Here is a 12,282-nt window from a genome sequence, read left to right on the forward strand (position 1 = left end):
ATTTGTTCGGTGAATCAAAGGAAAACGAAAGTCTCTTTTTTTATAATAAACGTATCGAATCAAAGGAGTGAATACATATGAACATATTAGAAGCTACTAATATTCATAAAAGCTACGGAAATAAATTTAATAAACAAGAAGTATTAAAAGGTGTAGATATTACCATTATGAAAGGAGAATTTGTAGGAATTATGGGCGCTTCAGGCTCAGGTAAAACGACGCTTCTTAACGTGCTTTCTTCAATTGATAAAATCAACGGCGGAACCATCAAAATTGAAGGAAATGAAATTAGCAGAATGAAAGAAAAGCAGTTAGCAAACTTTCGAAAAACACATTTGGGCTTTATCTTTCAAGACTATAACTTGCTCGATACGCTGACAGTCAAAGAAAATATCCTCTTGCCGCTTTCTGTTGTCAAAACTCCTTCAGCAGTAGCTCACAAAAAATTTGACGCGCTAGCCAAACAGCTTGGCATCTACGAGCTGAAAGACAAATATCCAAATGAAATTTCGGGCGGACAAAAGCAGCGTACCTCTGCCGCAAGAGCCTTTATTCATGAGCCAAGTATGATTTTTGCTGACGAACCAACGGGTGCGCTTGACTCAAAAGCAGCCAGCGATTTATTAAACAAACTGACCGAGCTTAATAATAAAAGAAGCGCAACGATTGTGATGGTAACGCATGACCCAGTGGCAGCCAGCTACTGCAGTAAAGTCATTTTTATAAAAGACGGACAAATTTATACGCAGCTGTATAAAGGCGACCAAACGCGAAAAGACTTCTTTGAAGATATTATGAAAACGCAAGGCGTACTGGGCGGAGTGCAAGATGAATATTAATCAGCTCGTTTTCCGCAACTTCAAAAAGAATGTAAAAAACTATTATTTGTACGTTTTTGCACTGATTTTCAGCGCAGCTTTATATTTTGCTTTTGTCACGCTTCAGTATGATCCTGCTCTTGATGCAACCAAAGGCTCCATTAAAGGAGGCGCAGCCGTTCGGGCCGCTTCTGTTTTACTTGTAGCCATTGTTTCTATCTTTCTATTATATGCAAATACGATATTTATCAAACGGCGCAGTAAAGAAATTGGCTTATTTCAGCTAATTGGCATGACCAAAATAAAAATTTTTCGTATTTTGACCGTTGAAAATTTCATGCTGTACTTTAGCTCGCTGATTGTCGGCATTTTAATTGGGTTTTCGTTTTCAAAAGTAATCATCATGATTTTATTTAAAATCACCGATACAAAAGGCATTGCCCAGCTTCACTTCTCAGAAGAAGCCTTGATTCAAACGCTGATTGTGTTTGGAGTCATCTATTTACTGATTATGACGATGAACTACCTTTTTATTAAAAGACAGACCATTTTAGCACTATTCCGCGTTACGTCATCAACAGAAAGCAAAACAAAAAAAATCAGTATTCTTGAAATTATTATTGGAATTCTTGGCATGATCTTTATTGCTTCCGGCTACTATATTTCTGCTAAATTGTTTGACGGATCTTTTACAAGCATGAATGCTTTGTCCATCGCAATGGTATCCATTTTAGCTTCGGTTATCATCGGAACCTATTTGTTTTATAAAGGGTCCGTTCGCTTTTTATTAAATCTTATGCGAAAAAGCAAAAAAGGCTATTTGTCGATTAACGACGTATTATCTCTTTCTTCGATTATGTTTCGCATGAAATCAAACGCACTGTTGCTAACGGTTATTACAACCGTATCCGCTCTTGCTATCGGTTTTTTATGCTTGAGCTACATTTCCTATTACTCTGCTGAAAAGTCGGCTGGAGACTATGTACCTAACGATTTTTCTATCAATAATACAAAAGACGTCGCTTCGTTTAAAGCGGCGCTGGATGGAAAGAAAATAGCATACACAGAAAAAAAGATCGACGTCATCCAAGTAAAAGCAAACGTAAAAAACATCTTAGAAAATGAACTAAAAAGTCCAATGGTGGACTCGTCCGCTATGATGATTCCAATGATTAGTGAAAAATCCGTTAATGGCATAAATCTAGCTCAAAACGAAACCTTGTTTACCGGCTATAATAATATGCTTCAAAAAACAATGGCATTTAAAGATTCAGGGCGTATTGAGCTAAAAGGAAAGCAAAAAGTAATTCCGCAAAAGTTTGTAGGATTAAAGCGAAAGTTTCTTCTATCTATTTATTTTACAGGGGGCGGTTTGCCTACTGCCATTGTAGATGATGCTGTATTTAATGAGCTTAAACAGAATGTAGACCCTTCTATTCAAAAAGAATCGTCTATCTACACTGGAATAGACATATCAAATGAAGATAACTTACAAAAAGCAAATGAGCTTTTCGGAGAGATGAAATTTAGCAATAACAGCTTAAATGATTCCCGTATGGATATGATACGGAGCCAAAAGCAGACTATGGGTCTAATCATGTTCATTGTTGCTTTTCTAGGACTGGCATTTTTAATCACGTCAGGGTGCATTCTTTACTTCAAGCAAATGGACGAAAGTGAAGATGAAAAACCAAACTATACAATTCTTAGAAAGCTAGGATTTACCGAAAAAGACTTACTAAACGGAATAAAAATAAAGCAGCTCTTTAATTTCGGCATACCGTTAATCGTAGGCTTGCTTCACAGTTATTTTGCCGTGCAATCCGGCTGGTTTTTGTTTGGAACTGAACTTTGGATGCCAATGATTATCGTCATGATTATCTATACGGTCCTCTACTCTATTTTTGGTATTTTATCTGTTCTTTACTATAAAAAAATTATTAAAGAAGCTCTGTAAAGATCAAAAGCACAAGCTATAGCTTGTGCTTTTGATCTCTACATGCCATTATTTGCTGGCATTTTCTTTATTTCCCTGACTGGCTGCATGTAAAAAACCTTCTAGTCGCTTTTTGACAAACGGCCACTCGTCGTCAATCACACTGAAAATAACCGAATCTCGTACGTATCCATCAGGTAAAACCATGTGTTTTCTGGCGATGCCTTCTTGCGTGGCACCCAAGCGTTTAATAGCCGCTCTAGATCGATTGTTTCGTACATCCGTTTTGAATTGAACGCGGTGAAGCTTCAGCTCTTCAAAACAGTATTTTAATAATAAATACTTACACTCCGTATTAACCCGGGTGCGCCACACGGATGGATGATACCACGTCCACCCTATTTCGACGCTTTTGTTGGGAAGGGAAATATCTAAAAATCTTGTGCTTCCTATAATCGAATGTGACTCTATATCAAACACAGCAAAAGGCAGCTCTCTTCCTTCCTGCTTTGCTTTTAAAGAACTTTCAATCAGCTGTTTCATATCACTTAGACGATGAACTTTTACCGGGAGATGCTCCCAAATTTCTTTCGGTTTTGCAGCTTCATAGAGTCCTTGCTCATGCATGTTTTCAAGCGGTACTAGTTTTACTTTGGGTCCTACAAGTTCAACTGACTTTAGCATAACCTCGCTCCTTTTTGATACGTTTAAAGAAAATGTTAATACAGGTATACGTACTGAAAAAGGGTCAGTTTCTGCTTATTGTAAGGTATCACTTTCAGCATAATACTAGTTATCAGCTAAGTTTTTTTCGAGAAAATCACTTATTGATTGGAAGGCTTGGTCTGCTGATTCTTTATTAAAAGTTTGTGAAAAAGGATTCATAAACCCGTGAAAGCCGTGAAACTTTTTAACTTCCAAAAGCGGCTCTCTTTTTTGCTTTAATGAATTTATTAGATAGTCCACGTCAAATGCTTCCTCTTTAGTAGGAAAAATAAGAAGAGTTGGACAAACAGGACTTCTATTTACATAATCTCTAATGCGCGATCCATAACAGCCAATCACAAAGTTACACAAATTGTTTTCACTGCATAGCCACGATAGTGTGGCTCCTACACTGAATCCCATGATTCCTACTTCTTCATATTCTTGTTTTAGTTGAATTAACATGTTAGTAATTTGTCTTGAACCCTCATCCATACCAATGTTTTGAACAAAGTTTTGATAAGCCATTCCTTCTTCTTCATAACTATAAGAAACGTCTTTAGATAATAAGTTAGGACAGATAATATCTGCCTCTAACTTAGACAATTCCTGTTTTACAAACTTCATATGATCGTTCACACCGTATATTTCATGAATTAATAAAATGGCTTTATTTAATTTTTTCATTTCTTTTATAAAACAGTCGTTTCTCTCGCCAGTTCACGGTGCAATACGTCTCCCATGCGCTTCATGCCTTCTACGATTTGTTCAGCAGACATATTAGAGTAATTCAAGCGCAGCGCGTTGTTTCTTGTGCCATTTGGAAAGAATGGTGTTCCCGGAACACAGGCTACGTTATTTTTTAGACATTCTGAAAAGATATGTGCTGAATCGATTCCTTGGGGCAGCTCTACCCAAATAAACAATCCGCCTTCTGGCTTACTGTAAGACAAATTCTCCGGAAAAAATTCCTCAATGCACGACAGCATTTGTGTACATCGCTCTTTGTATACGGCTTTAATTTTTTGAATGTGCGCTTCGATATCGTAAAGCTCCATGTACTTAGCCGTTACGCGCTGAGCAAAGCTGTCCGTATGCAAGTCAGCCACTTGCTTAAACGCCACGTACTTATCAATGAAAGCTTCCTCTGCACACACCCAGCCGATTCGAAGACCTGGTGCAAAGATTTTAGAAAATGTGCTGATATAAATAACTCTGCCTTCTGTATCAAAATGCTTAACCGGCGGCAGCGTTTCTCCTGCAAATCGAACGCCTCCGTACGGATTATCTTCTACAATCAGCACATCGTATGCGTTCGCAAGCTCAATCATTCGCTGACGTCTTTCGCGCGTTAATGTGCGCCCTGTAGGATTTTGAAAATCAGGGATCGTATAAATAAATTTAGCATGCGGATTTTCCTGAAGCTTTTTCTCTAGTTCTTCCATAATCATTCCGTCTTCGTCCATGTCTACTTCTACAAACGTTGCATTGTAGGATTTGAAGACGTTGATGGCTGCTAGGTACGTTGGACTTTCACAGATTACTACGTCTCCGTCATTAAGAAACAGTCTTCCTGTAAGATCAATTGCCTGCTGAGATCCAGACGTAATTAAAATGTTTGAAACAGCGGACTCGATGCCGATGTCCTGCATTCGTTTAGAAATTGCTTCGCGTAAAGGTATATACCCCTCTGTTGTACTATATTGAAGCGAAGCAGCTCCGTCTTCATTTAATACGGCGCGGCACGCATCGTTCATTGCTTCAACGGGAAATAGCTCCGGCGCTGGAAGTCCTCCTGCAAACGAAATGACTTCTGGTCGTTCCGTTACTTTTAAAATTTCGCGCGTTTCAGAGGATTTTACAAGACTAGCTCGTTGGGCAAATTTATCTTTCATTGATGATCATTCCTTTTTTAGATTTTAAACTTTTGCAGTGACTCAAACTTTCAATGGTAAAACTAATTATTCGAATAGTCAGAAAAATTAAGACGGATGCTTCTATTCATGAGATTATGCAGCTTTTACAGCTTGAAAGATGCCTTTTTAACAGACAACTAGCATGTGCGTCCTCTCTGACTCTCCCTTTCTCCTTTCAATATATATTTTTCTTATTCCCTATCTGCAATACAATTCAAAGGTCGTACGATAAATGTGGCCTTATATTTAATGTATGTTAAAAAGGATAACATAAAATTCAAATAAATAAACAATAAATTCTACAAATTCTTAATTTTTTATACAAATATATTTATCTCACTAAATGATTCTTCAAAATCATCCTTTTATATATGTATCAAAGAAGTTCATGGCGCAATTATAAACCTAAAATTTAACATTTTCTATTGACTGTTTATATCATTAAATGATATATATTAATTAACGATATATCGTTTAATGATATAAGGAGGTTGAATATGCCGCGAAACGATTCATTAGAGACAGGGGAACTTACCGACACGTCTTACTACATCTTAGTGTCCCTCATAGAAGCAAAACACGGGTATCTTATTATGAAAACCATTGAAGACATGACCAATCAACAGTTTTCAATTGGACCTGCATCCATGTACACCACGATTAAAAAGCTTCTTGCAGCTGAGTTGATTATGCTTTTTAGCGAAAGCAAAGACAAAAAGAAAACGTATGTTGCAACGGAAAAAGGAATTCAGTTTTTAAAAAAAGAAATTCAGCGCCGGAAAGAAATGATTAAACACGCTGAAGATGCTTTAGGAGGTTTATAAATGAAAAAGACAAAATACATAATGAGCGGCGGAACGGCTTTTGCAGAGCAAGAAGATTTACAAAAGCTCAGCGAGTATGCTAAAAAAGGCTGGCTTTTAGATCGTTTTGCATTTTTAGGATATATCTTAAAAAAAGGAGAGCCTCAAGACCTTCAATATTCACTGGATTTTCAGGAAAATGCAGATGATGAATATTTTCTGCTTTTTAAAGATGCTGGATGGCAGCACGTTTGTTCAGAGGGGAATGCCATGCATATTTTCAGCGCACCTCCGGGAACAAAACCTATCTATTCCGATATAGAGACCATTATTGACAGATACAAACGAGAAAAGCATTTCGTAGGGAAAGCAGCACTATCTATTCTTGTTGCTATGGTGTTTTTTCTGTTTTTTAACGCTATGAGCTCATACGGCTGGCTGCCGGAAGCAGTAGGAATGATTAGCGACATTTTATTAATAATTTCAACAGTGCTTCTAGTATTTCCAGGACTTCCTTACCTGGCGTATCAGCGTAAGTTAAAAAAGCTTCGTAACATTTAAAAATTCCCTTTTCATTGACCTGCCGTGTAAAACCCTTTATAATCCTTATTAACTCGATAAGATTTAAAGGTTTTAATACAGGAGTGATGAAAAGTGAAATGGTTTCATTTACTGTTTAATGAACGATGCCCAAAATGCAAGCAAGTGTTAAATACATCAAAATCTAACGCACTTCACGCTACTGTAGTGAAAGTGTGTCCGTCTAACCACTATCAAAAAGAATTTCATCCTGCGCTTGAAACGTACGTGGAAAGTGATGAAGTGTTATAAAAAAAGCTATGGGAATCCATAGCTTTTTATAGTAGCCCCCACCAAATCTTAATTGCCGTTGCTAAAATCAAACCGGCAAGAATCCACTGAAGTACTTTTGTATTCATTTTCTGACCAACTTTTGCACCAATTGGCGAAGCCATCAGGCTGGCAGCAATTAAGATAAGTGCCGGTATAAATGGAACTTGATGCGTTATTAGCTTTCCAACGGTTGAGCCAATGGAAGAAATGAAGGTAACAGCTAGTGAAGTTGCGATGGTAATTCGAGTTGGAATTTTAAGCACTACGAGCATGACGGGAACTAAAATAAAGGCCCCTCCTGCTCCTAATATTCCTGCTACTGCTCCGATAAGCAGTGATAAAATAGAAGCTAACCCTTTATTGAATTGAAGCTTCCCATCTTGAATACAATCTAAATTTTTCTTTGGAATAAACATCATCATAACCGCAATAAGAGCTAACACTCCATACACAACATTTAATCCTTGTTCACTCATATAATGTGAGCTGTAGCTTCCAAGCATGCTTCCGATTAGAATATTGCTGCCCATATATAAAATTAATGATTTGTTTAAAAATCCGCTTTTTCGATACGCCCATACGCCGCCTATTGTCGCAAAGAACACTTGAACAGCTCCTGCACCTGAGACTTGATGAGCCGTTAATGCTCCTACTCCTACTAATGGAGGAATATATAACAACATCGGATAATTAATAACAGACCCGCCAATACCGACCATACCGGAAATAAACGACCCAATAAATCCAATAAGAAAAAGCGTGATGATAAATGTAAGATCCATCTATAGTCGCTCCGTTTCATATAAGGAAAGGGTACCTTTTGCAAGAGATACCCTTTTCGTCCATTTTTTCTTATCCTTTTTTAATCCAAAATTTAAGAACGTCGCCTTCTTCTGTCTGAAGAAGCTCATGACCGCCAGATTTCGCCCAGGCTGCAAGGTCGTTTTTTGCCCCTTTATCCGTTGCGTGAATCTCTAACACTTGGCCAGCTTCTAGTTCATTCATTGCTTTTTTTGTTTTAACAATCGGCATTGGACATGCCAGCCCTTTTGCATCTAGTACTTTATTTGATTCCATTTCTCTCTCTCCTTTGTTTAGGTTTTAGCGAATTGCACAGCGGTTTGGTCCAATCTCCATTTCACGCTGTTTTTCTTCATCTGGACTTACTTTCCCCATATTGGTTTCACGAATTTCTTGATAGGCATTTGGCTGCGGCGGTAAATTATCTGTTACTAAGTGTCTGAACTCTGCTTCGTCTTTTATATTTAATCCATGATTTTTCGCAAACAACGTACCTAACTTTTCAGCTACGCTGCCGTTGTCATTTAGCTCATCAATAATCATAAAATGAGCTGGCAATACGATTAACTCATCTGATAATGCTTTATAGCGTGTATAAAGCGTCTCGCGCAGATCGCCTACCCAGTCTTCAGCCATACCAGCTAAATCAGGACGCCCAATTGAGTCGATGAACAAAATATCTCCTGAAAGCAAGTATTGATTGTCTACGATAAAAGAAGTTGATCCAATCGTATGACCCGGTGAATAAAGAGGCTGAATCGTAATCGTTGTGTTGCCAATTACGACATCACTGCCTTCTTCTAAAGCCTTGTAGTCAAAAATCACTTCTTCTGCATCCTTTGGAGGCAGCCAGTACGCTGCATTTGTTGCTTCCGCAATGACTCTTCCTCCTGAAATGTGATCTGCATGAAGGTGCGTATCAAACACATGCTTAACTGTGACACCAAGCTCTTTGGCGAAATTGATATACACATCTGCCATACGCGTCGCATCAATAATAGCCGCTTCACCGTTTGATACGATCATATAAGATAAGCATCCTTTACCGATACGAACAAACTGATAAATTTCTCCGCCGTCTTTTAAATCGCCGACTTTAACAGGCTCTAAATATTCACTCCACGCTTTCATACCGCCTTTTAGGTACGATACGGTAAGACCCGCTTCTGAAAGCATGTCAGCTACCATCACCGATGAACCTTCTTTGGCGCAGACAACTAACACTTCTTTATCAGAAGGGATTTTTTCTAAGATTTCTTCTACTCCGTCTAAAAGATCGAAGTATGGAACATTTAAATGATCGAAGTAATGACCTTCAATTTTCCAATCGCTAAAATCATTTTCATTACGAACGTCCAAGATAAATAGCGGTTCTTTATTAATAATTTTAGCTGTAACTTCTTTTGCAGTAAGTACATGTACTGTCATATTAAAATACCCCCTTAGGTATATGAAATATCAAAATTTTTTAATCCATTATAATCGATTGGTTATTCTACTTTACCTGTCCAGTCACGCATACCAGGAACCACGTTAATTACGTTTTTAAATCCTTGCTTTTTCATCGTTTGCCCTGCCATTTCACTTCGTCTTCCAGAGTGGCAAATAATATAAATTTCATTCTCTTTATTTAGCTCATTCGAACGTTTTTCTACTTCGCCAAGCGGAATATGAACTACGCCTGGAATATGAGCTTCATCGTATTCTTCTACTTCGCGAACGTCTAAAATATGAAGATGTTCATCATTCTCTACTTTTTTCGCAAATTCTTCTAATGAAATTTCAGGAATTGGCGTTGCGTTTTCTTCAGCGCCGCCTTTACGAAGAAAGTGGTGCAGAACGTCACCTGCTGTCTCTGTACCTAAATACTCATGGCCTGTGCTTTTTGCCCACGCTTGTAAGTCAGCCGTAGAGCCTTTATCTGTTGCTTGAATTTCTAGTACTTGACCTGCTTCTAATTCATTCATTTTCTTCTTTGTTCTTACGATTGGCATTGGACACGCTAGCCCTTTTGCATCTAATACGAAGTTTGCTTGCATCATTTCTTTTTCCTCCTTGGTTTAAATACTGGTAGGGGTATATTTTTGTCTAAAAAAATTAGACCGTTTCCCCTTTCCACTCCATCATTCCGCCGTTCATATTCGTTACACTGTAGCCTTGCTGCTCAAGAAAACGAGCTGCCATACCGCTTCTGCCACCAGAACGACAGACAACAATATAATTCTTTGCTTTATCTAACTCATGCATACGGAATTCCAATAAAGGAAGCGGAATATTTAACGCATTTGGTATTTTACCTGTTTTTACTTCCTCTACTTCACGCACGTCTAAAATGTGAATTTGTTCTTGTTTTTTTACTAATTGTTCTACTTCTTGTGCTGCTATTGCCTTCACGCTGCGTCTCCTCCTTTTTGATTTATCTCCACGTATTCATGCCGCCTTTAACGTTGGTGATGGATGTAAAACCTTGCTTTTTCAACAGTTTACTTGCTTTCATACTTCTCATTCCGCTTTGACAAATAACGACTACTTCTCTGTCTTTTAAAAGCTGGCCTGTTTGCGCTGGCAGTTCTGATAAAGGAATGTTTCGAAATCCTTTAATATGTTTGGTACGAAATTCATGCGGTGTTCGCACGTCGATAAACTGGTTATTTTTATTTTTCAACTTTGCTTTTAACTCCGTCGTGGCTATTTGCTGAATACCTTTTACTGGTGCAAAACGCTGATACAAAAACCACAACAGAAATATGATAATAAGCGCATTGATAATCATATTGACCCTCGCTTCATGAGTTATCTTTTAGATGAATAAGTTTACGTTTCCGTCTTCTGCGTCGGCTAAATACGCCGCTACGCCTGCATAATCAATATTATCTAGCAGTTCTTTTTCCTGTAACCCTAGAAGATCCATCGTCATCGTACAAGCCACTAGCTTCACATCTTGTTCCTGTGCCATTTCGATAAGCTGCGGCAGCGTTAGGGCATTATGCTTTTTCATGACATTTTTAATCATTTTAGGTCCCATACCTGCAAAGTTCATTTTAGATAAGCCCATTTTATCCGCACCGCGCGGCATCATTTTACCAAACATCTTTTCTAAAAATCCTTTTTTCACCGGAACCATTTCTTCTTTACGAAGCGCATTCAATCCCCAAAACGTATGGAATATTGTCACTTCATGGTCATAAGCAGCCGCTCCGTTGGCAATAATATAAGCTGCCATCGCTTTGTCATAATCACCGCTAAATAATACAATTGTTGTTCGTTTCTTTTGTTCAGTCATGTTGTCCCTCCTATTACCCTATGGGGTATATTTAATTCCAAAAAAATTAGCCTTTTTGAATGTAAAAGATAAATGTACTGCCTTCTTCTTTAAAATCAATAAGCTCGTGTCCTGTTGATTTTGTCCAAGCTGTTAAATCACTTTTAGCACCTTTATCTGTTGTTTGCACTTCTAATACTTGACCTGTTGTTAAAGTATCCATTGCTTTTTTTGTTTTGACGATTGGCATTGGACAAGCTAATCCTTTTGCATCTAAAACTTGATCAATTTTCATCGTATTTATCTCTCCTTTTTATATACATATACCTGTAGGGGTATATTATACTAAATAATGATATTCGTCGACCTTAAACAAGGTGACAATGATTAACGACTTTTCACTAACAGCTGTACAGCTTCTTTCACTAAACCTTCCGTTGGCTCTCCTTGCTCCAGGCTTTCTCTGACGCACTGTTCAAGATTGCTGCTTACAATGACTCCCATTGTGCGATCAATGGCACTTCTTGCAGCAGATAATTGAGTCACGACGTCTCGGCAGTCTCTTCCTTGTTCCATCATGCTAAGCACGCCTTTTAGCTGCCCTTCAATTCGGCGCAGACGATTTTTCACTTGTTGATTATACTCCATAATCGAATACCCCTTTCTTTCCTTTACTTTTACACGCTGCTAACTCATAGCTGGGTACTTCAAAACCTTTTTTTCGTAAAAACCGTTCGCCTAAATTTAACTCCACTCTATCTCCGGCAATCAGATGAACGCTGCCCTGTGGAATTTCTGAATAAAAGCGTTTGAGATACGCATACGGAATAACTGTACCAATAGAATCGCGAACTTCATGATAATGGCGAATATCTAAAACCGTTCGCCCACGTTCTTTTGCTTCAGATTCCCGTATGCACTGTATTCCTTTAACGGGATAATAACGTCTGTATGCAATAAATAAAATAGCAAGCAATAACACTGCTATATAGAGCATAACAATCACCGCCTTGCTATTAATTTGATGTTGTTTACATGCTCTATATTATACCCCTATAGGTATATTGTCAAGCGAGAAAATTATATTTAATTTTACTTATTTACATGGATCCTTTCATACGAACCAATCCACTTTATACACCTTAGGAATCATGAATGTTTTCTTTAATCTGCTTTATTGTGTGTACCC

At 38.0% G+C, this 12,282-nt stretch carries 18 protein-coding genes; 5 read left to right on the forward strand and 13 right to left on the reverse strand.

Features of this window, described 5'->3' with window-relative positions:
* Positions 1–77: 77 nt before the first annotated feature.
* Both N178_RS04035 and N178_RS04040 read left to right on the forward strand, forming a co-directional pair.
* Entirely contained in the window at positions 78–839 is a 762-nt protein-coding gene (locus tag N178_RS04035) for an ABC transporter ATP-binding protein (protein ID WP_045290669.1), read from the forward strand.
* Positions 829–2,775 carry an ABC transporter permease gene (locus tag N178_RS04040; protein WP_045290671.1) on the forward strand — a complete coding sequence of 649 codons (1,947 nt, stop codon included), beginning with the start codon at positions 829–831 and terminating at the stop codon, positions 2,773–2,775. The genes N178_RS04035 and N178_RS04040 overlap by 11 nt, the downstream gene beginning before the upstream one ends.
* A 48-nt stretch (positions 2,776–2,823) precedes the next feature.
* Here the strand turns inward: N178_RS04040 and N178_RS04045 are convergent, their stop codons facing one another.
* The 3 genes from N178_RS04045 to N178_RS04055 form a co-directional block, all read right to left on the reverse strand.
* Positions 2,824–3,438 carry a GNAT family N-acetyltransferase gene (locus N178_RS04045; RefSeq protein WP_045290673.1) on the reverse strand — a complete coding sequence of 205 codons (615 nt, stop codon included), beginning with the start codon at positions 3,436–3,438 and terminating at the stop codon, positions 2,824–2,826.
* Between the two features lie 105 nt (positions 3,439–3,543).
* Positions 3,544–4,146, reverse strand: coding sequence for a dienelactone hydrolase family protein (locus N178_RS04050; protein WP_045290675.1), 603 nt, complete (start codon positions 4,144–4,146; stop codon positions 3,544–3,546).
* A gap of 5 nt (positions 4,147–4,151) precedes the next feature.
* The gene (locus N178_RS04055; protein WP_045290676.1) at positions 4,152–5,354 is read right to left on the reverse strand and encodes an aminotransferase-like domain-containing protein; all 1,203 of its coding nucleotides are present in this window, start codon (positions 5,352–5,354) and stop codon (positions 4,152–4,154) included.
* A gap of 518 nt (positions 5,355–5,872) precedes the next feature.
* Here N178_RS04055 and N178_RS04060 point away from each other — a divergent pair.
* From N178_RS04060 to N178_RS26880, 3 genes are all read left to right on the forward strand, one after another.
* On the forward strand, positions 5,873–6,199 hold the full coding sequence (locus N178_RS04060; RefSeq protein WP_028409358.1) for a PadR family transcriptional regulator: 327 nt from the start codon (positions 5,873–5,875) through the stop codon (positions 6,197–6,199).
* Positions 6,200–6,739 (forward strand): DUF2812 domain-containing protein, encoded by a 540-nt coding sequence (locus N178_RS04065; protein ID WP_045290678.1) that lies wholly within the window; start codon positions 6,200–6,202, stop codon positions 6,737–6,739.
* Between the two features lie 93 nt (positions 6,740–6,832).
* Positions 6,833–7,009: a hypothetical protein gene (locus N178_RS26880; protein ID WP_168761041.1), complete on the forward strand. Its 177-nt coding sequence runs from the start codon at positions 6,833–6,835 to the stop codon at positions 7,007–7,009.
* 26 nt (positions 7,010–7,035) lie between these two features.
* Here N178_RS26880 and N178_RS04070 read toward each other — a convergent pair whose 3' ends face one another.
* The 10 genes from N178_RS04070 to N178_RS04115 all read right to left on the reverse strand — a co-directional run bounded on the left by N178_RS04070 (position 7,036) and on the right by N178_RS04115 (position 12,090).
* Positions 7,036–7,812 carry a sulfite exporter TauE/SafE family protein gene (locus N178_RS04070; RefSeq protein WP_045290680.1) on the reverse strand — a complete coding sequence of 259 codons (777 nt, stop codon included), beginning with the start codon at positions 7,810–7,812 and terminating at the stop codon, positions 7,036–7,038.
* Between the two features lie 70 nt (positions 7,813–7,882).
* Positions 7,883–8,107 carry a sulfurtransferase TusA family protein gene (locus N178_RS04075; RefSeq protein WP_028409361.1) on the reverse strand — a complete coding sequence of 75 codons (225 nt, stop codon included), beginning with the start codon at positions 8,105–8,107 and terminating at the stop codon, positions 7,883–7,885.
* Positions 8,108–8,131: 24 nt separating this feature from the next.
* Complete coding sequence (locus N178_RS04080) at positions 8,132–9,259, reverse strand: MBL fold metallo-hydrolase (protein WP_045290681.1); 1,128 nt, start codon at positions 9,257–9,259, stop codon at positions 8,132–8,134.
* A 62-nt stretch (positions 9,260–9,321) separates the two neighbouring features.
* Positions 9,322–9,873 carry a sulfurtransferase TusA family protein gene (locus N178_RS04085; protein ID WP_045290682.1) on the reverse strand — a complete coding sequence of 184 codons (552 nt, stop codon included), beginning with the start codon at positions 9,871–9,873 and terminating at the stop codon, positions 9,322–9,324.
* A gap of 55 nt (positions 9,874–9,928) precedes the next feature.
* Positions 9,929–10,225: a rhodanese-like domain-containing protein gene (locus N178_RS04090; protein WP_045290683.1), complete on the reverse strand. Its 297-nt coding sequence runs from the start codon at positions 10,223–10,225 to the stop codon at positions 9,929–9,931.
* Between the two features lie 22 nt (positions 10,226–10,247).
* Complete coding sequence (locus N178_RS04095; protein ID WP_045290684.1) at positions 10,248–10,604, reverse strand: rhodanese-like domain-containing protein; 357 nt, start codon at positions 10,602–10,604, stop codon at positions 10,248–10,250.
* A gap of 27 nt (positions 10,605–10,631) precedes the next feature.
* Positions 10,632–11,114, reverse strand: a complete 483-nt coding sequence (locus N178_RS04100; protein WP_045290686.1) for a DsrE/DsrF/DrsH-like family protein — start codon at positions 11,112–11,114, stop codon at positions 10,632–10,634.
* Between the two features lie 46 nt (positions 11,115–11,160).
* Entirely contained in the window at positions 11,161–11,388 is a 228-nt protein-coding gene (locus tag N178_RS04105; RefSeq protein ID WP_045290688.1) for a sulfurtransferase TusA family protein, read from the reverse strand.
* Between the two features lie 92 nt (positions 11,389–11,480).
* Positions 11,481–11,741, reverse strand: coding sequence for a metal-sensitive transcriptional regulator (locus tag N178_RS04110; RefSeq protein WP_045290690.1), 261 nt, complete (start codon positions 11,739–11,741; stop codon positions 11,481–11,483).
* On the reverse strand, positions 11,731–12,090 hold the full coding sequence (locus N178_RS04115) for a hypothetical protein (RefSeq protein ID WP_045290691.1): 360 nt from the start codon (positions 12,088–12,090) through the stop codon (positions 11,731–11,733). Before N178_RS04115 ends, N178_RS04110 begins: the two co-directional genes overlap by 11 nt.
* Positions 12,091–12,282 lie beyond the last annotated feature (192 nt).

The organism is Priestia aryabhattai B8W22 (assembly GCF_000956595.1).
Taxonomy (GTDB): Bacteria; Bacillota; Bacilli; order Bacillales; family Bacillaceae_H; genus Priestia; species Priestia aryabhattai.